Origin of the sequence: Bacillus cereus group sp. N11 (genome assembly GCF_016483605.1) — a bacterium.
GTDB lineage: Bacteria > Bacillota > Bacilli > Bacillales > Bacillaceae_G > Bacillus_A > Bacillus_A toyonensis.
In genome coordinates this window covers 225170-244629 of record NZ_JAEHBN010000002.1, presented here as the reverse complement: position 1 = coordinate 244629, position 19460 = coordinate 225170, and the positions used below count along the sequence as shown (strand labels likewise).

Genomic DNA, 19460 nt, shown 5'->3' with positions numbered 1-19460 from the left:
CTTTTTAAAACTCTTTTACAACACTAACTTATCAACTAAGCCAATTAACTCTTGAATATCTGGCTTACTTACTTGAGCATTCGCTCCTACAGCTTCACCTTTATGGAATAATTCATTTGTAATTAATGAAGAGAAAATAATAACCGGTAAACGATTCATTATTTCACCATCCTTAACCACTTTCGTTAAATGATGTCCATCCATTTTTGGCATTTCAATATCAGTAATTAGCAAGTGAATGTGTTCAAACATTTTTTCACCTTGCTCTTTCGCTAATTTTTCAATTTGCGCTAACGCTTCTGCACCATTGCTGAAGAAGTTCATTTTCGTATATCCAGCTGATGATAGTGTTTCTTCTAGTATTTGACGAAGCATTGCTGAGTCTTCTGCAATATAAATAACTTTTTCAGCACGATCTGTTTTTTGTTCTAAGCCTGAAAGTGATTTATTATCATAACCAGTACCGCTAATTTCACATACAATCTTTTCATAATCTAATAATAAAATGATTTTCCCATCTAGCTTTACAATACCAGATGTCGTTTCTTCTAGTCCCATTGATAAGGAAGCTGGTTCATCAATTTGTTCCCATGAAATGCGTTGAATACGATGTACTTCATCAACGCGGAAAATAACTTTCATTTGGTTTAATTCTGAGATGATGAATTTCGTTTGATCAAGTGGCTTTGTTGATTTTAAATTAAGAGCCGTTGCTAAGTTAATAACAGGTAAAATTTCACCACGTACTTGAACAACACCTTCAACTGCATGATGAGATTCTGGCACAGTTGTAACAGGGAATGGATTAATGATTTCACGTACTTTCATTACATTGATACTAAATAGATTTTCACCAACAGTATATGTGACAATCTCTAATTCATTTGTTCCACTTTCTAATAAAATACTTTGTGCTTGTGACATAAAGGTGTCGCTCCCCTTCCAATAATTCCGTATATTTAATTATTAAGCTTTATAAAAGCGAAAAAGTCAACTACCTATATAAAAAATATAGATAGTCGAACAATTTATTTACGCTTAATCTTGTATAAGTGAAGCAAGTGCCTCTAATAACACTTCTTGTGCTCCTACAATTTCTGTCGGCATTGCTTCCCATTTTTTTGAAAGTTCCGTTTCTACTCTCATTCTTAATTCTTGATTCATTTCTTCGAGTACATATTGTTTCGTCGCTATATCAACATCAAGTAACGCGAGTGCATATAGTTCTGGGTCATTTATTTTTTTAAATAATTGTTTTAATATAGCCGGCGCTATATGTTTTAATTTTTCAATATGAATTTCCTTATCCGAAAATAGTAGCTCGTATTGAATAAACGTAACATTTTCTTTAATCACTTTAAAATAGCAATTATTTTTTTTATCATTCACAAAATAACCGTTCGGATCTGCGATAATACTCTCTACTTTACGAATTAGATCTGGCAAACTATTCGCCGCCATTACAGTCCGCTGCTCAACCTCACTTGGCGAAATGAATGTAACGCGATACTTATTCTGCGCCATCCTCCTCACCTCTCCTTTTATAAAAATGTATCCCCACAAACTATTCAAAAGGCACTGGTTTGCTATGAGACAATTATCTTATCTCCAACCATCACAGTACCCTTACATAGCTCTATTTTTACATCTACGAGCCCCTCACAGGACCAAAGATATCACCCATACTATAACTACACTTCGCTTACCACTGCTTAAACTACATTAGTAACTCTCCATATCTCTGTCCTTACACACCAGTCGAGACTCTATTAGGAACTAACCGCTCCAAAACATTGCTGGGTTCACTATCCAACCCTAAAAAAGAACTTTTAAGAGTTTTTCAACAACTCGATATTATTGAACCAAAACGCAATTTGCTGATCCGTTATCCCTGATAACGTAACAAAAAACTCACGGCACTTCATCTCGTCCTTAAACAGTTGATACTTCCAAACTCCATCACTACCAACACTTACGAAATAAAACTCATGAATACGGCCAATGATGGCATCCTTTTCACCAAATGAATACGGAGGCACTTGCTTAATTTCAAATTGATCCGGTAAATATACATGCTCTTCTCGTTCCATTTTTAACACTTGCTCGGCAAGTTCACGTTTATTTTCGAAAAAAGGCAATTGTAAAACTCGCTCTTGTCTTGTCATACGAATAAAAAACCCTTTCTACTACATTACAAGTTTTCTTTATAATATATTATCGAATTAAGTTTACAACTTCATTTAATACTTCATCTGATACTTTAATTACTTTCGCATTTCCTTGGAATCCACGTTGATACAGCATTAAGTCAACGAACTCAACAGATAAATCTACATTGGCCCCTTCTTGTGCGCCACCACGTACTTTACCTGCACCGTTTTGACCAGATGCTCCAAGTGCTAAAATACCTGTTGTATTCGTCGCTGTATAGTTACCATTACCTGTTTTCATTAGACCGCCTTCGTTCGGGAACATCGCAACAGCTAATTGACCAGCAGATTTCATACTTCCATCAGAATATTTTACCATTACATATCCACCGTCAGCAATGAAGCAATCTTTAACCGTCGCTGCTGCTCTACCATCTACGTCTGTTACTGATAATGTTTTATCTGTTGGATGGTTTGTTAAATGACTTAAGTCTAAATTTATAGAGCCGCCATCAAATGGAATATTGGCTCTTTGCTCTTTCGGATTAGGATTTCCAACAGCATCAAATGTCATATTACCACCTGCACCTTGAACATCCTTAAACTCTGTTTCTTTTTTCGAGTCATTACGCATCTGTACTTTATATGTATAATTATGTTCGCTCGTTTGTTTAAACTCTACACGCATTGTCCATGTATTCCCCGCATTATCATATACAGGTAAATCTTGTGTAATTTGTTTTTCACCAGTTGGGATATTCCCTTTAATTGTCCCTTTCGATGTTCGAATACCACCAATTGCTGTTCCCATTGGAATTTGCAACGGTCCTGGGATTCCAGATAAATCAACTTCACCAGTTGCTTCATTTGCAGGATATGCAAATACATATTGACCTTCAGTATTCGTAATATAGTAATCTGAAGATATCCCAAACGTACCTTTACGAGTAAATTCCATATTTCCGCCTTTTGAATCACCTACAACGAAGAAACCATTACCTTCCATTGCTGCTTGTGTTTTGCCACCAGTTAACGTAATTGTACCATCACTATAATCCGTAACCGTACCACTCATTTTCACACCGTTACCAATACTTTTCGGATTCGTTCCTGCGTATTTACCGTCACCTTTTGCACCAATCGAATTGTTATATAGTAAATCATCAAACATTGCTTTTTGTTTTTTATAACCAACTGTTTGTGCATTAGCAATATTATTTGAAGTTACACTTAATGCATTTTGTGTTGCATTCATTCCTGTAATACTTGTATATAACGCTTTAATCATAACGTATGGACACTCCTCATGAATTTGTAGTTTTTACTTCTTCAGTTGTTTTTTGATCATCTTTCTTGACATCCTCTGGATTCGTTTCTCCAATCGGTTTATCAGACACTCTCTCAACGAAACGAAGAGATACGACTTTATTATTAATAATGAGCTGTACATCATTATTCTCTGCAAGGCGAACCGTCTCTACTTGACCAGTTACTTTGTTTCCGTCGCCGTCAACACCTCTTACGTACTTCCCTAAAAACTTCATGCCGCCATCAAGCGCTGTCGAATACATCGTCGTTCTTAAAGAGTCAACTGCTTTTGTCATATTTTGCACTTGTTCCATAAGAGATAACTGCGCTGTCTGGTTCATCATTTGATTCATATCCATTGCATTAAATGGATCTTGATGTTGGAAACTTGATAAAAACAATTTTAGGAAATCATCTTTCCCCATTACTCCAGGAGTCTTTTGCGCTCCTGCTGAAACTCCGTTTGTTTGTTGAACTGGCGATTGTACACCATTAACAGATGCGTTTTTTGCTTGCGCTCCTGCTTGTAACGGAATATGATTTGTACTCGTTGTATTTAACCCAACTGTTGGCACGCTTTATTCCTCCAATAATCCCGCAAATTCTTTTGATTGTTGTTTCTCATGTGGCGTACTTGCCAATTTTTGCTTTTGTCTTTGTTCTTGTTCTCGCTGTTCTTTACGGTTTTCATCTTTATCAGAATAGCTAATTTGAATATTAATTTCTTTTTCTTTTAACTTTAGCCTCAATTCATCAAAAATGATTTCAACACGTTTTTTTGCATCGTGTTTTTCCATTTCTACATGCACATCAATTTGATCGCCATGCTTTTTCATAAATACAGTTAACGTACCAAATTTTTCTGGATTTAGCTGGAATAAAACACGTTCTTGTTTCACTACAAATTTTTGCAATGCTTCTACTTGCGCTTCCATTTTCTTTCCTAAGTCAGGTAATGTAACCTTCTCAGCGCCACTATTTGATTTTCCGATTTGATCAGTACTCGTCGCTTTATTTAATAACTCCGCACCCGTTGAACTCGAATCGCTTAACGAATCGACTTCTGGCAACTCTACCTTCACAACATCGCTCTCTGATTTCATAAGATCTACATCTTTAGACTCTTCTTGTTTCTTTGCAATATTACAAGTTTCTGTCTCTACAACTTTCAAAGCCTGCATCATTTGCTCTGGCATCTTCACTTTGTCTAACACCATTTGTATTGTATCTTCTAAACATATAGCATTTTTAATATTCATATTTGAAAGGAGCTCTTGTAATTGTTGTAATTCACCTGCGGGTAATTCGTTAAGTTTTATATTTCCATATTCTTTATACAGCTCTTGTATTTTTTGTATGTATTGATATAACAATTCTGGCTGCACACGTAATTGCTCAATTGCAACCATTTGCTCAGATACAGCTAATAACAACTGTTCTGTCTCTTTTTTTTCTTCTTTCTTTACAATTGGTTCTTCTTTCGTTACCGATGGTTTAGAAAGGTTATATTCTTTTTTCTCTTCTTTTGGTGCTTCTTCTCGTTTCGTTTTCTCCGTTTTCGGCTGCTTTTTATTTTCCATTCTCAACGTACGATCGAATGAAGAATTTTCATTTTTCGATTGTATTTCTAGCCCTTTTTCTTTTTGCGGAGGTAAACTTTGTTGCACCGGTAATACGGACTGTATCACTACATTCACCTCATCCATTCATACACATTTTTAAATCAAGAAGCATTTTTTCTTCTAGCTTTTCTTGCACTTTTGCAAGCTTCTTGCAATCTTCTTGATACATTTCATCAATGACACGTTCTTTTTCTTTTACTTGTTCTAAAAGGCTTTCATTTTTTTGAATAAAACCTTCTGTTTTTTTAATTTTTCGATTCCATTCTTCTATTCTTTCAGGTGAAAACGTATGTGAAGAAAGCATGCCAGCCATAATACGTTGACCAGTTTGTACGACTTTGCTACGTGATTTCACAACGTATAAATCATATTCTTTTTTTTGTTCTATTTTTCTTTTTTCAGCTGTTAATTCATACACTTCTTTTAAAATATGTTCTTTTTCTTGATTTATTTGCAATTTTATCGTGTCGTACTGCTGTTTATCCACCTGTTTTCATAGCCCCTTCCTATTATAACGCTCTCTTTTTCTATTATATAGTTTTTTTCCAAAAAAATCTGTGAAATATTAAAAAACAAAAAAATAAGGCCTCCGCGTACGAGGCCTTATACTATATGGTGTATCGCTTGAACGATATCATCAAATTGGAAACTATCCGATCGACCTTGCTTTAAAAACATATTTATATCTTCTACTTTATTTTTACATTCAAAAATATAAGCATTTTCTTCATTTTCTTGAATCGTCCCTAATTTAAAGTACAATTCATTTTCTTTATAAATAGATAAGATTTTTCTCATTTCATTTGCAAGTTGCCAATGGTTAGGCGACACAATTTCTTCCATAATCCTACTTACTGAATCTAACACTGAAATGGCAGGATAATGACTAAGCGTAGCAAGCTCACGCTTTAATACAATATGCCCATCTAAAATACCACGTGCTAAATCTGGTACAGGACCGTTTAAATCGTCTCCATCAACGAGTACGGTATAAATCCCTGTTATAGATCCTTTTTTTGTTTTACCAGATCGCTCTAACAGCTTCTTCATATAACTTTCCATTAACAGTGTTTTACCACCAATCGGTAACTCTTTCACTGCAATATCAACACTTCTACGCGCATCAGCAAAACGAGTGACAGAATCCATCATAAGTAGTACGTTGTTGCCTTGATCACGGAAGTATTCAGCAATAGATGTTGCAAGCTTTGCCGCGCGAAGTTGCATCAGATGGCTTTCATCTGACGTCGCTACAACAACAACGCTTTTCCTCATACCTTCCTCGCCTAATTCTTTTCGAATAAAGTCTTTTACTTCTCGGCCACGTTCTCCTACTAAACTAATAACGTTAATATCAGCTTTTGCATTTTTTGCAATCATTCCAAGTAAAGTAGATTTACCAACACCTGATCCAGCGAAAATACCAATCTTTTGACCAATACCAATTGTTAACATAGAATCAATTGATTTTATTCCCGTTTCAAATACATCAGTAATCTCTTCACGCTCAAATGCATGAATAGGGGGGGCATCTAATTTTATTTTCTGTAGTGGAATGTTTTCAGCGTCCTCATTTAACACTTCACCATTCGCACTTAACACTTTTCCAAGTAAATGATCACCACGAGGTACGACAACATCTTCTGCAATTAATGTAACTGAATCCCCGTAACATACTTTTTCTGTCTGTCCAAATGGGAGTAACATATTATTCTCTTTTTCAATCGCAATTACTTCACATAAAACATTATGTTCTCCAACGAAACAAACATCTCCAATTTTCGCTTTCGGTCCTTTCGCTACGAAAAACTGTTCTTGTACACTATGAACTTTACCGATTTTCGTATAAAACGGTGTGTCGATAAACGTATTCCACTTATTTTGTTCATTTATGAGCTTGTTGTTCATACATTTTGCTCCTCAAACAACTTCTCTTCTTCCCATTTCTGACGAAGTTTCGCAAATATAGGTGCAAATTTAAATTCAAAAAACTCTTTCTCTTCCTCCAAAACAAATTCACCGAACTGCAGGGAGAAATCATATTTCCATTCTACTAATTGTAGTAACCAATACTCTTTCGTATTTTCCTTCTCTTCTTGAATACGTTCAAACGTTTCTGGATGTACTGTTATTATTAATTTTTCAAATGAAGTAGGCAACGTTTGAACGATGCCAGTTAAAATTGGTAACACATCAAGTAATCGCGAATCTACCGCTTGGTTTACGATTTTTTCTGCTAGATGAAAAGATTGATCCCACAATAACTCTGTCCATTCGTATGCTGTTTCCTGTTGTTCTTTTTGAAACTGCATACGTGCTGCTTCCATCTGTTCCATTTGTTCATGAATATGCATTTGAAATTGTTCTTTATCTTGTACTAGCTGCTGACGCTCTCGTTCTAGCATTTGCTGCCCTTGTCTTAACTGATTCATTTCCATATGTAATGATTCTTGCTGGGCGCGAAGCTCTGCATGATCAGCTTGTAATTCTTCCTCTTCTATTTGGACTGAAGCTGGTTTTGGAAATTGTAATTCATACGTTTCTTCAGAAAAAGAAACAGAATTCTTCGGAATTCTGTTTTTAAATAAGGACATCCCCTTCACCTCTTTGAACGATAATTCTTCCTTCTTTTTCTAGCTTTTTAACTGTACCTGTAATCGTTTGCTGCGCTTTTTCAGCATCCGTCATCTTAAGCGGTCCTAAGCCATCTAATTCTTCTAGAATCATCTCTTTACGGTTTGAAGACATACATGTAAATAATTTCTCTTTAATTTCTTCTTTTGCAATTTTAAGTGCTTTCGCAAGAACACCGTTATCTGAAATTTCTTCCAATACACGGCGAAGCGCAAGATCTTCAAGACCAAGTAAATCTTCAAAGACAAACATATTTTCTTTAATTTTCTCAGATAACTCATAATCGACTTCATCCAGCTTTTGAAAGACTGTTTTTTCAACACCTCGTGAAACATTATTTAAAATGTTCACGATCGTTTTCAAGCCATCAGTTTTATTAATTGCACTAAATGCCATATTATTTAATTTCGCTTTTAACAACTCACCAATTTGATTAATTAATTCACCATCAACTTGTTCTAGTTTTGCAATACCCATTACCGTCTCTACTCGTTTATGATCTGGCAATCTCTCAATTAATTGAGAAGCAAGTTGCGGTTTAATGTAAGAAGCAATTATCGCAATCGTCTGTGGTGATTCATCATTGAGCACTGTAAGAAGTGGTTCTAAATCTGTAAGTGAATTTAAGAACTCAAACGGATTATCTTTGTTATACCAAAGATCTTCCAATAATTTTTCCAACTCATCTTCGGGCATGTTTTTAAATATGCGACGAATGTACTCTTTATCTGGAGTGACTAAGTTTAATTCTTTTACATTTAATTCATATAAGAACTCCCCTAGCACATTTTCTAACGTTTCTGGTTTATATACACGAAACTTCGCAATTTCACGAAGTAATACTTCTTTTTCCTCAGCTGTCATATATTCAATGACTTTTGCTGCCACCCCTTCGTCTAATGTACGAATGAGGATGGCAGCTTTTTCTTTGGAGGAGATTTCATCTAACATCGTTGTTCCTCCCTTACTGTCCGTTTAACCATTTTTTAATTACTTTTGCAGTACCTTCTACATGTTCTTTCGTAGCTTCCTGCACTTGATCATCTAACGTTGGTTCTTTCGGTCCTTCTGGTTCCGGTGTTGGCTCTGGCACTATTTTTTCTTCAGGAATTTCCAGAATACTTTCGTTACTTGCGGCAATTTCCTCTTCGGCTAAGTATTCTTCATATTCCTCTTCTTCTCTCTTTTTCTTACGTCTTGCTAAGAAGAACCATACTAGACCAATTAGTGCTAACAAGCCAGCTGTAATTCCACCGAATAACCACCAGTTCATACCACTTTTTTCTGGCTCTTTCTCTTTTTCAACTTTCGGCTGGTCGAACTGAACAGTTACAACGTTAACTTGACCGTTTGTAAAGTTTCCATTCGGATCAACTTGAAGCCCAGCTGCTGTGCCTATCGCTTCTTTGAAAGTAGTCATATCAATTTTTCGTTTTACTAACGTATCATTATCTACCCATACAACAACATTGGTTTTCGTTAATTCTGGATGTTTCTTAATTGTTTCAACTGTTTTATCTATTTCATAGTTTTCAATTTTGTTACCATTTTTATTATCATAGACAACTTTACCGTTTTGATTATTGTTCGTACCGTAGTTTGGTACGTCACCGTTCGCTGTAATACCAGCACCTTGCTTCGTATCTGCTCCTTCTTGTGCAGTAGAGCTTTCCTCTTGCTCTTGTTTACTACGAAGTACACCTTTATCGCCATATTTTTCTGACTGACGTGTAACCTCATCGTAGTTTACAGACACTTTCGTATTCACTTTATATTCATTTGACTTAAACATCGTCATTAACGTTGCGTCAATATCTTGCTTTAACTTACCTTCAATTTGATGCTGCATCTCTACTTCTTTTTCATAAGAAGAGGAACTGTTAGAATGCGCTTCATCTGCTCCTTTTGAGATGATACCTTTTTTACTATCAATAACACTTACTTCTTCTGCTTTCACGCCAGGAACTGCCGCACTAATCATTTGCTGTATACCAGCAACTTGATCAGCTGTTAATAATTGTCCACGCTTCACACCAACAGTAATCGCCGCTGTTCCTTTTGCTTTTTCTTCATCAAAAATTGTTTCTTTTTCAGGTAATGTAATTTGAACATTTGCCGTTTCAACCGTCGCAAAATTTCGTACAATATCTTGCTCCAATTGTTTTTTCGTACCGACAATTTGCTTCATTTTTTTATCTTGCTCACTTGACCCGAGCGAGCTTTCTAATAATATTTCCTCGCCGCTCTTAGAATTAAACGGTAAGCCCATTCCATTCATTTCTTTTCGAACCCATGGAGCATCATTCTTTTGCACACGAATTGAACCATCGGCCGCTAATTGGTAATCGACACCTAACTTCGATAATTCTGCTGTAATCTCTTGTTTATCTGCATCATTTAAATTTTGATATACAACAACATATTTATCTGGCAAGGTGAAGTATAAAAGTGCTCCTGTTACAACCGCTAAAAGCGCAGCACCGATTACTAACTTATGCCACGTTTTTAACGATTGGATAACATTTTTTATCTTTTCCATTTAAACACACCCGTCCACTTTCCTAAATTTGCATATTAATTAGTGACTTATAATTTTCAATAAGATTATCACGTACGAGAGCAGCCGTTTTCATTTGAGATTCAGCTTTTTTTTGCTGAATTAAAACGTCATGTGTTTCTCCTACCCCTTTTGTTAATAAATCATATACTGCTGTTTGCGCATTATTTTGCGTTTGATTCATATCTTCCAATAAATCAATAAACTTTTTTCCCGAAGCTACAGAAGTTTCCGAAGTTTTCGGTGCACCAATTGACTGAATTGCTCCAAATGGCTGTGTATGTAACATTGGTTGAATTTTCATATCCCTATCTTCCCCCTTATCCTCGTCCAATTTCTAAATCTTTATCGAGCATTTTTTTGTTCGCATTTAATACACTCGTATTTGCTTCATACATTTTTTGAGCAACCATAACATTCGTCATTTCAGCAGTTACATCAATATTTGGATAACGTACATATCCTTCTTCATTTGCGTGCGGATGCGTCGGATCATACACTAAGTTTTCCGTTTTGTCTGCTTCAATACTTTTTATTTTCACTCCGTTAGTAGGAGCCCCGTCTAACATACTTGCAAAACTATTATTTGATTCTAACACCACACTACGACGCTCATATAAATCTGCCCCCGGAGCTGCTGTCGTATTCGCATTTACAATATTGTTTGAAGTAACTTCCATCCACTTTCTCGCTGTCGTTAGTCCTGAGCCACTTGCATTCATTGCCTGAAACATCGTTGTCTCTCCTTCTACCTTTAACGTCCACGTGCCGCTTGGTTAATTGCGTATTGTGTATTAATTGCATTAATTGAAATACCGTATAACTGATTTGCTTTCATTAAATCTAGCATTTCTGTCGTTACATCCACACTATTTCCATCTTGATTCTTTTGCATTGATTTCGTTTGAATCTTTGCATATGTATTTTTCATATTTACTGTCGGTAAGTGCATTTCATTCGTTTGATATAAATCTGGATTGCTCTTTAAATCAGCCGCATTGTTCTTATATAACGCACTACTCTTACTCATCTGCTCAGCAAATGTTACATCTTGTGCTTTATAGCCAGGTGTATTCGCATTTGCAATATTACTAGAAACAGTATTTCGTTTCGTCACTAAATAATTCATATAATGGCTTACATCACTCACTAAATCTGGCATATTCCACACCCTTCCTTTTCTTCCTTAATGATCCACTGATGGAAGTTTCACTTCATTATTTATTTTACTATATGTATTTATTAAAATATTAACTATTATGTACCCTTACATATTTTATTCCATTTTTCCATTGTTGTCTTTAGAAAAATACAAAAATATAAAAAAAGAATACAAAAAACTGTATACAGACAGTAATCCGTGAACTATTTCCATACATGCACTACACATTAAAGTCCATTTTTATATTATTTAGATTACTACTATTTTTTCATTACAGTCATAAAATGAAACCTCAATCAGCGGAACTATTTACTTAAACAACGGAATGGACCCCCTTTAAAAAGGGGAAATCCGTTTCCAAACTATATTATTAATATTTACCGTAAAATGAATTAGCTTTCATTCGCCCATCATTTGTCATAATCATTTCTTCCAAAATCTTTTGCTTATCTCGAATATGCTGCGCTGCCTTAATAATGAATGGACTTACTTCTGCTGCAACTTGCGCACGCGTTTCTTCATCCAATGTCATCATCCAGCGATTTAACATCTCACTCTTCTCAGCAAACTCTCCATCTGACACTTGCAATTCACCGATTTCATTAAAACAGCCGACAAACGTCCGATAAATATCATTGTTCATTTTCAAGTGCTCCGCGGTAACCGTCTATTAAATCTTGTAACACTTTCACAATCGCATCCATATCTTTTGCTTCACGCGTTACTTTCATCGTTTGAATTTGAATGCTAATCCAATCGTATAAACCATAAAGACTATCGTATAAGTCTTTCGTAATTTCAGGGTTTAATTGAAGCTTCAATTCTTCAAAAATACGTTCTAACTTTTCAAGAAGCGCATCTCCTTCTTGTAGTTTAAAAGTGTTTAAAAGCTCTTCTAAATTACGAAACTCTACAATACATCTTTCATAAATAAAAATTGTATTTTTAATCGGATTACTCGTCATAATATCATTTTGCATATAACGTTGCCATGCTTGCATACGATCACTTCCTCAACTTTCATTAATCATCACTTTTTTGTTTTGTCATTGCTTTAATTGTTTTTAGCTGGCTATCAAGCGCCGCTAATGTACTTTCTAATTTTTGATACTTCTTCACAATTTCATCTTGCTTTTGCAAGTTTTGCGTCTCAATATCTTTAATCTTTTTATCTAAATCACTTACACGTGAGTCAATATTTTTTACTCTCTCACCGACTACACCTTTATCACCAAATAGTTTATCAAGCGGCTCTTCCATCATTTTCCCTAAACCGTTAGAACTAAAGAAAAATTGCTTCGCTGCATCGGGTTTTTCTTTTAATGCTTGTGTTAATTTTTCATCATTAACTTCCATCGTTCCATCTTGCTTTAATTGAATACCAAATGTGAATAAATAATTACCATCTTGAGAAAATGTTACGACATTGTTCATCGCTTGACGTACACTTTGCATAATGGCTTGACCTTGGAAAGCCCCACCTTTTCCAGCAAAGATATCTACCGTATTAACAGCTTTATTATAATCCGCAACCATCTTCTTAATAACATTCGATGCATCTGTTACGTTTGAATCATTTACTGTGAATTTTAGGTCTATACCTTTTGTTTTTGGATCTGCTTTTGGATCTGTTGTTGTACCCGCATCTGGTGTTCCTTCTACTTTTGGCTCAGTTACCTTTAATAATTCAATCTTCACACCTGGAAGAGCTTCAATTGTATTAGTAGAACCTTCCCCTTTAATACCATTAATAGTATACATAGCATTTTGCGCTTCATTGATCATATTAAGCGCTACGCCATCCGCATTAGCTAAACCAATATCTTGAAATAGTGTAGATGTGTTCCCCTTAAAATTAATTACTCCATCTGTTCCTTCTTTTTTCGAGGTCATGAAAATTTTATTTCCAAGTGTATAAGCTGATACGCCATAATCTCCATCATTAATCTTATTAATTAAATCTTTATATGTCATATCAGTTGTTACTTTTAGTTCCTTACCACCTAGCTGTAATGTTTCACTTCTAGGAAGCTTATCATCTATTTTAATTTCATTAGAGGCTATTTGATGACGCTGCGCTAGCTGTGTAATTGTCATATTAAAAGTTCCTGCAATCGCACCACCATCAGCTTTTACATTTATATAACCATCTTGCGTTGTCGTTACTTTTTTCTCATTCCCTTTAAAAGCCGCTAAGTTTTTAAAGGTTTGTGTGAAAGAACTAAATTCTGATTTTAAGCTTGTATATAATAATTTATCATTTGTAAGGTCATTCTTTTCTTTCGTATATGGTGTTTTCCTCATATCTAACGCATTCATTTCTAATTCGACGAAGTTTGACGTATCGATCATATTATTTCCGAGGTTCCAAATTTGTTGTCTACCACCAATACCTGTCATCGTTGTTCCTGCCATTTTTCTCACTCCTTATAAGTTACATGTAGTCTAAAATACTCGTTTTACTCATCGTACTAACTGCTTTAAGCGTCGCTTCATACGTTGCATTTATATACGCTAAGTCAGAAATTGCTACCGCTAAATCGACATCCTCAATTTCTTTACGATTTTCTTGAAGCGCTAAATTTTGCTCGCTTAAAATTGTTTTAAATGTTTCCATTGTGTTCATTGTTGAACCAACTTCAGTTGTACGGTTAATGATGCCATCTAAGTTTTTCTTATTTTCTCCTAATAACGGTTGTAACGCTTTTTGGTCACCTTTTTGCATCGCTTCGCTCATCTGTTTTAACGTTTTTATAACCGGAGATAATAATGCTTCTCCGTTACGAAACGCTTTTAATTCATAACCGTCATTTAATTGCCAATTTACATCATTTTTTCCACCTTGGTATGTACCATCTTCTGTAAATGGTTGCTTCTCCGCACTATCACCACCGAAAATATAACGACCTTGCTCTTTCGTATTCGCTAAATATACAACTTGTTTTAAAATTTGATCAATCTCTGCACCGATGGCTTTCAATTCTTTTTCACCATTTGGCTCATTTAATGCCTGCACCGTTAATTGATCTGCTCTCGTTAAAGATTTAAAAATACCTTGTAAAGTATTCTCAGTTTGTGTTAATACATTTTTCGAATCGGCTAAATCTTTTTGCATTTGTTCCATATTTGCCAATGAATGTTGAATTGCAAATGATTTACTTGCTGCAAGTGGGTCTTCACTCATAAGAAGGTTTTTCTTCCCCGAAGTTACTTGATTTCGGTGATATTGCTGTTGCACGTTCAAATCCATTAACTGATTCTTTGCCCAGCTTGCATTTTGAAATGTAGATACTCTCATCTCTCTCTTCTCCTTTATCTATATTTGAATTGGCGTTAAGAAGAATCCACAGCTTCCTATCGCTATCCTCTTAACTCACTTAACCTACAACTATTTTATATTTCTAGTCTCACATCGATTGGGCCAATGATAGGCATTGAACGCCTCTACCATCCGTAGGTCCTCTTTCTAACCATAAAAAAGAGGGGATTTCTTTTCTAATTCACATTATCTAATAATCGAAAATAGACTATCAAACACTTCATTCATCGTAGTAATCGCTTTAGAGTTCGCCACGAAATATTTTTGGAAGGCCATTAAATTTACCATTTCCTCTTCCATATTTACCCCTTCGACGCTCATCTTCTCTTGCTGAATACCTTCTAATAAGTCTCCATGAATTTTTTGATAAGCATTCACTGCACTTTTATCAGAAGCTACACCTACTATGAATTGGTCTAATGCTTGTTTATTAGAAAGGCCTTCTTTATAATCGCCATCTGTAATTGCTGCTAGTTTATTTGCTGTTTCAGCAGATATTTTCATTTTCGAAATGTCTTTTGCAAACTCTGGATTTAATTTCATATCTTTCGCATAATCGCCAACGAAGAAATCTTTTCCCATCACTGTATTCACTTGATTTTTCACTGAACTCATTAAACCTTCAAGGTTTTTTTTATATTCAACAATCTTCGCTTTCGTATCAATCGCTGATTTTATTGCTCCGCTATTTACAGAGATTTCTGAACCGTAAATCTCAACTGACATTGGGTCTTTTTCTTTATTTAATTGAAGTGGATATGTATCTTGTCCATTTACTGTTAAAACACCATTCATTCTAACGCTTGCAATATTAGGATTCATAGATTCATAAGATACTTCTATATTGGCATACTTAGACATCTCTGTAACGATGCGATCTCGTTCGTCTAACAGTTGATTCGGTACTTGTGTGCCTGCTTGTCCAATTTTTTTATTCGCTTCTGCTAAACTAGCAGCAAGACGATTAAATTCATTAACATGTGCTTCAATATCTTCTGTCGTCTGTGCTTCCACTGTATCTAAATTTTTCGCAAGACGATTTACTTGGCTTGTGAACTTCCCAGTTTCAGAAATTAATGTATCGTAGTAATTTGGTTGTTCTGGATTTTTTGCCACTTCACGAAAAGCATTAAAGAAGCCGTCCATTAAACTAGATAACGAATTCTTTCCTGTCGTCCCAACCATAGATTCTACTCGTGATAACGTTGAATTCATGTAGTTATAGTAAGAGAGTTGCGATAATTGATCATTAAACTGTTTCGTCTTCACTTCATCAGTAATACGATCGACACCTAACGTTTGTACACCGTAACCAATTCTCTGTTCTGGCGTATGACCATTGCTTGCTCCAACAGATCCGTAATTCACCATTTGACGTACATAACCCGGTGTATGAATGTTAGACAAGTTTTGTTTCGTTGTTTGTAACCCCATTTGAGCCGCTAACATACCCGACAGCGGTGTATTATAATCAGATAATCTCATAAAGCTTCACTTCTCCTTTACAATAGTTCATTCATAAAGATTTGCGAATTATTGTTTCGCTCCAAATTATATTCAGAAACGGAATCCACAATGCTTTCTGTAGTTTTTAATAGTACGTTTAAGTAATATTGATTTTTTAAAAGAATCATTTTTACATTCTCTTCTAATTCAACTACGTTTTTTTGTGTTTTTTCCATTTTTTCAATTTCTTCATGGGAAAAATACGAAAATAATGCACTCACGCGAGATGGTTCAACGCCCTTTTCTTTACAAAACTGAACAACCATTTCTTCAAATGCGCTCGATAATCCTTTTAAACCATCAATGTACTGCAATTGCTCTACTTGCAACTTTTGAACTGCATTTACATTTTTATGTTTTAAATTCTCATATATTTGTTCTCCAAGCGTTTGAATGTTTTCATATGCTTTTTGAATAATAACGAGCTTCTCATATAATTGTATGTACATATAGCTTCCTTCCTTTTACAAGACTAAATTTACAATTAAACCGTGGATTTCTCCAATTTGATTTAACATTTCTAAATGTCCAGTTTTTGTATTAATTAAGTTCATCACATCTTCTAATTCATTTAATCCCATTTCTGCTTGTTTCACAATCGTCATTTTCTGTGAATATCCATAACGCGGATGACGAGACATAACGTCTTTATATTGCAATACATTATCTACGTAAAAATTCAAAAATGATTTCACTGTATTTTTGTATTCCATGACATTATCAAGCGTTAATTCCATTTCAATTTTCTCTTTTATTTCTCCAATATTATCGACAAACGCTTCCATTTGTTCTAGCAATTTATCTTTTTTCGGATCTGCATGCAAATTATCCGAAAATGCAAGTCCTGTCCTGACATTTGCTTCTTTCGGCATTTGAGTAGCAGGCGGTATATGCGATAAAATTGGATTATGCGAGATAGAACGTAGCATATATATCACCTATTTATTTTTTTATTTCTTCCTAAACTTAATCGTAAAATCCAGTTATTTATAATTATACTCTGAACAGTAATATTTTGCAGTTATTTTTTATAAAAGATATGTTACAATTTAGCATGAGGTGGCACAATTCTATGAATATTTTTCTTTGTGGTTCAAATCAATTAACGGCATTAGATCAAGATGAAATTAAAAAATTTTTAACTGACTATGCTCACAAACATAAAATTTACATATTATGTTATAAATCTATCGAAAATGAAGTTCTTCGTTTTTTCATCGAAAACGAAAGACTCGCTCAAAATTTATGCCTTTACACGCTACAACCGTTACAAGCATTAACAGATGAATTTCAAGAAGTCGTTCATTACTTAAAAAAACACGGAGCCGAGTATGTTGCTTTTGATCATCCTTCCGACTCCATTTATCGATCAGATTTTATGTTTTTTGTAAAACAAATTATTGAAGATACCGATTTAGTTCTCTGTTTTTATAACGGGGACAAACATACATCTGTCATTCCCATTGACGTTGCAAAAGAAGCGGGTATTGATGCTGTTATTTATGATTTACCAGGTTTACATGAAAAACAGATGAAAAAAAGCTTTGAACAAAAAATTCGTATGATGTAAAGGGGGAGGCACAATATCATTATTGTGCCCATTGTAAATATGATAATTGAACAAGATTATGATCATTTTATCGCGAGTTTTAAACAACAATTCAATATGGATATCGCTTCGTATAAACAAGATAGAATGCGCCGTAGAATCGATGCTTTCATTTCAAGAAAAGGATTTGACAACTACGTAAATTTCTTAAATCATTTACGTACCGATCAAAATTTATTTTTAAGTTTTATAGACTATATTACAATTAACGTTTCAGAATTTTTCAGAAATAAAGAACGCTGGCAAACGTTAGAGACGAAAGCACTGCCAAAATTACTTGAACAAAATAATGGGAAATTAAAAATATGGAGTGCTGCTTGCGCTGCCGGTGAAGAACCATATACACTCTCTTTAATTTTATCAAAACATCTATCTCCATTTCGCTATGAAATTCAAGCAACGGATCTTGATTTTCATATTTTAGAAACTGCGAAACGCGGTCAATATACAGAACGTTCTTTAAAAGAATTACCTATCGATTTGAAAGAGCGTCATTTCACAAAAGAGAATGATACATATTCATTGCATCAAAACATTAAGCAAAACGTTTCGTTCAAACAACATGACCTCTTAATGCAGTCATTCGATACAAATTATGATTTAATTATATGTCGTAATGTAATGATTTACTTTACAGAAGAAGCAAGAGTAAAGCTTTATGAAAAGTTTAGTCGTTCTTTACGAAAAGGCGGTGTACTATTTGTTGGTAGTACAGAACAAATTTTAACACCCGAACGTTACAACCTTCAGCGGTTCGATACATTCTTCTATGAAAAAATATAAAGTGAAACTTTAATCAGCCCATACCAATCGGGCTTTTACGGGATTAAAAAGGTCGTCACATTGAAGTGACGACCTTTTTATATAACTCGAATTAAAATGATACCAACAATCCATATAAAGAGAAACAGAAACGTCATAGACCATTTATGTTCTTGCATTGTATGTTTCAACGCCTGTGACAATTGTGTCATATTCATTTCTGCGAGCGCTCTCCATACACTGACATCCCGATCTTTTGCCGTGCGGTCTGTAACGCTAATTAAAATGGTTTCGTTAGACAACTTCGTTATATAAGCAGTAATAACCGTTACCATTAAATTTATATTTCCTTCTGAAGAATCGCTCTCCACTCTAGAGATAAGTGCACTTACATCTAATAACGGAATATGTACCTTTCTACCAAATGATAGTTGTACTTCAGCGAAATCATATGTTCCATCTAATAAAGGAAGATCTTTTATATGCGCCTGCTTAGCAAGTCCTTGTAAACTTCTAATTACTTGTTCAAATATTTTTTCTGTTTGCTTACCTTCTCCAGATAACGTATGTAACTTTTTAAAGAGTTGTAACACTGTATCCATCTCTTTAGAAAGTATTTCCTTCATAATTTTCCCGTCGCCTAAACTTGCAAGTAAAATGCCTATTTCATTATTTTTCGAAATGATTTTAGACTGCCCACTAAACACTAAATTACTATGCTTTCGTTCTTTTTGAATTTCATGTTCCGAAATAGCTGCAGGCTGTTTTAATGGTTGTAGCGTCTTATTTTCAACTGTCGTACGGTTAATTTCCATTTAAATGCCTCCACTA

At 34.7% G+C, this 19460-nt stretch carries 24 protein-coding genes; 2 read left to right on the top strand and 22 right to left on the bottom strand.

Features of this window, described 5'->3' with window-relative positions; all coding sequences use genetic code 11:
* Positions 1 to 15: 15 nt before the first annotated feature.
* From JDS98_RS05075 to JDS98_RS04975, 21 genes are all read right to left on the bottom strand, one after another.
* Positions 16 to 924: a chemotaxis protein gene (locus tag JDS98_RS05075; protein ID WP_000075949.1), complete on the bottom strand. Its 909-nt coding sequence runs from the start codon at positions 922 to 924 to the stop codon at positions 16 to 18.
* Between the two features lie 114 nt (positions 925 to 1038).
* Entirely contained in the window at positions 1039 to 1524 is a 486-nt protein-coding gene (locus tag JDS98_RS05070) for a LysR family transcriptional regulator (RefSeq protein WP_097957117.1), read from the bottom strand.
* Between the two features lie 305 nt (positions 1525 to 1829).
* Complete coding sequence (locus JDS98_RS05065) at positions 1830 to 2165, bottom strand: DUF3964 family protein (RefSeq protein WP_097957116.1); 336 nt, start codon at positions 2163 to 2165, stop codon at positions 1830 to 1832.
* A 49-nt stretch (positions 2166 to 2214) separates the two neighbouring features.
* Positions 2215 to 3438, bottom strand: coding sequence for a flagellar hook protein FlgE (locus JDS98_RS05060; RefSeq protein ID WP_000588325.1), 1224 nt, complete (start codon positions 3436 to 3438; stop codon positions 2215 to 2217).
* 16 nt (positions 3439 to 3454) lie between these two features.
* The gene (locus tag JDS98_RS05055; protein ID WP_087950291.1) at positions 3455 to 4033 is read right to left on the bottom strand and encodes a flagellar hook assembly protein FlgD; all 579 of its coding nucleotides are present in this window, start codon (positions 4031 to 4033) and stop codon (positions 3455 to 3457) included.
* Positions 4034 to 4036: 3 nt separating this feature from the next.
* Positions 4037 to 5146 (bottom strand): flagellar hook-length control protein FliK, encoded by a 1110-nt coding sequence (locus JDS98_RS05050; RefSeq protein WP_199633611.1) that lies wholly within the window; start codon positions 5144 to 5146, stop codon positions 4037 to 4039.
* A gap of 10 nt (positions 5147 to 5156) precedes the next feature.
* Positions 5157 to 5567, bottom strand: a complete 411-nt coding sequence (locus JDS98_RS05045) for a hypothetical protein (RefSeq protein WP_000360857.1) — start codon at positions 5565 to 5567, stop codon at positions 5157 to 5159.
* Between the two features lie 116 nt (positions 5568 to 5683).
* Positions 5684 to 6988, bottom strand: coding sequence for a flagellar protein export ATPase FliI (fliI, locus tag JDS98_RS05040; protein ID WP_098710910.1), 1305 nt, complete (start codon positions 6986 to 6988; stop codon positions 5684 to 5686).
* Positions 6985 to 7674 carry a FliH/SctL family protein gene (locus JDS98_RS05035; protein ID WP_000051699.1) on the bottom strand — a complete coding sequence of 230 codons (690 nt, stop codon included), beginning with the start codon at positions 7672 to 7674 and terminating at the stop codon, positions 6985 to 6987. Before JDS98_RS05035 ends, fliI begins: the two co-directional genes overlap by 4 nt.
* The gene (gene fliG / locus JDS98_RS05030) at positions 7661 to 8665 is read right to left on the bottom strand and encodes a flagellar motor switch protein FliG (protein ID WP_000883355.1); all 1005 of its coding nucleotides are present in this window, start codon (positions 8663 to 8665) and stop codon (positions 7661 to 7663) included. The genes JDS98_RS05035 and fliG overlap by 14 nt, the downstream gene beginning before the upstream one ends.
* Positions 8666 to 8678: 13 nt before the next feature.
* Positions 8679 to 10253, bottom strand: a complete 1575-nt coding sequence (locus JDS98_RS05025; protein ID WP_000411360.1) for a flagellar M-ring protein FliF C-terminal domain-containing protein — start codon at positions 10251 to 10253, stop codon at positions 8679 to 8681.
* 22 nt (positions 10254 to 10275) lie between these two features.
* Entirely contained in the window at positions 10276 to 10575 is a 300-nt protein-coding gene (gene fliE / locus JDS98_RS05020; RefSeq protein ID WP_097957111.1) for a flagellar hook-basal body complex protein FliE, read from the bottom strand.
* A 16-nt stretch (positions 10576 to 10591) separates the two neighbouring features.
* Positions 10592 to 11005: a flagellar basal body rod protein FlgC gene (gene flgC / locus JDS98_RS05015; RefSeq protein WP_000484909.1), complete on the bottom strand. Its 414-nt coding sequence runs from the start codon at positions 11003 to 11005 to the stop codon at positions 10592 to 10594.
* A gap of 20 nt (positions 11006 to 11025) precedes the next feature.
* Positions 11026 to 11433: a flagellar basal body rod protein FlgB gene (flgB, locus tag JDS98_RS05010; RefSeq protein WP_001113112.1), complete on the bottom strand. Its 408-nt coding sequence runs from the start codon at positions 11431 to 11433 to the stop codon at positions 11026 to 11028.
* Positions 11434 to 11803: 370 nt separating this feature from the next.
* Positions 11804 to 12076 carry a hypothetical protein gene (locus JDS98_RS05005; protein WP_001058081.1) on the bottom strand — a complete coding sequence of 91 codons (273 nt, stop codon included), beginning with the start codon at positions 12074 to 12076 and terminating at the stop codon, positions 11804 to 11806.
* The gene (locus JDS98_RS05000; RefSeq protein WP_001149525.1) at positions 12066 to 12434 is read right to left on the bottom strand and encodes a flagellar export chaperone FliS; all 369 of its coding nucleotides are present in this window, start codon (positions 12432 to 12434) and stop codon (positions 12066 to 12068) included. The genes JDS98_RS05005 and JDS98_RS05000 overlap by 11 nt, the downstream gene beginning before the upstream one ends.
* Before the next feature lie 22 nt (positions 12435 to 12456).
* The gene (locus JDS98_RS04995) at positions 12457 to 13848 is read right to left on the bottom strand and encodes a flagellar hook-associated protein 2 (RefSeq protein WP_000929297.1); all 1392 of its coding nucleotides are present in this window, start codon (positions 13846 to 13848) and stop codon (positions 12457 to 12459) included.
* 19 nt (positions 13849 to 13867) lie between these two features.
* The gene (locus JDS98_RS04990) at positions 13868 to 14731 is read right to left on the bottom strand and encodes a flagellar hook-associated protein 3 (RefSeq protein WP_001266434.1); all 864 of its coding nucleotides are present in this window, start codon (positions 14729 to 14731) and stop codon (positions 13868 to 13870) included.
* Between the two features lie 207 nt (positions 14732 to 14938).
* Positions 14939 to 16237 (bottom strand): flagellar hook-associated protein FlgK, encoded by a 1299-nt coding sequence (flgK, locus tag JDS98_RS04985; RefSeq protein ID WP_199633610.1) that lies wholly within the window; start codon positions 16235 to 16237, stop codon positions 14939 to 14941.
* Between the two features lie 17 nt (positions 16238 to 16254).
* Positions 16255 to 16707, bottom strand: coding sequence for a hypothetical protein (locus JDS98_RS04980; protein ID WP_098710911.1), 453 nt, complete (start codon positions 16705 to 16707; stop codon positions 16255 to 16257).
* A gap of 15 nt (positions 16708 to 16722) precedes the next feature.
* A complete protein-coding gene (locus JDS98_RS04975) occupies positions 16723 to 17187 on the bottom strand; it encodes a YaaR family protein (RefSeq protein ID WP_000946323.1) in 465 nt (154 codons plus the stop codon).
* Positions 17188 to 17330: 143 nt separating this feature from the next.
* On the opposite strand from JDS98_RS04975, the gene JDS98_RS04970 reads away from it, so the two are divergent.
* Both JDS98_RS04970 and cheR read left to right on the top strand, forming a co-directional pair.
* A complete protein-coding gene (locus JDS98_RS04970; RefSeq protein WP_001020087.1) occupies positions 17331 to 17828 on the top strand; it encodes a hypothetical protein in 498 nt (165 codons plus the stop codon).
* Positions 17829 to 17867: 39 nt separating this feature from the next.
* Positions 17868 to 18650 carry a protein-glutamate O-methyltransferase CheR gene (gene cheR / locus JDS98_RS04965; protein ID WP_000582868.1) on the top strand — a complete coding sequence of 261 codons (783 nt, stop codon included), beginning with the start codon at positions 17868 to 17870 and terminating at the stop codon, positions 18648 to 18650.
* Positions 18651 to 18727: 77 nt separating this feature from the next.
* On the opposite strand, the gene JDS98_RS04960 is transcribed toward cheR, so the two are convergent.
* Positions 18728 to 19444, bottom strand: coding sequence for a hypothetical protein (locus JDS98_RS04960; protein WP_098710912.1), 717 nt, complete (start codon positions 19442 to 19444; stop codon positions 18728 to 18730).
* Between the last annotated feature and the right edge of the window lie 16 nt (positions 19445 to 19460).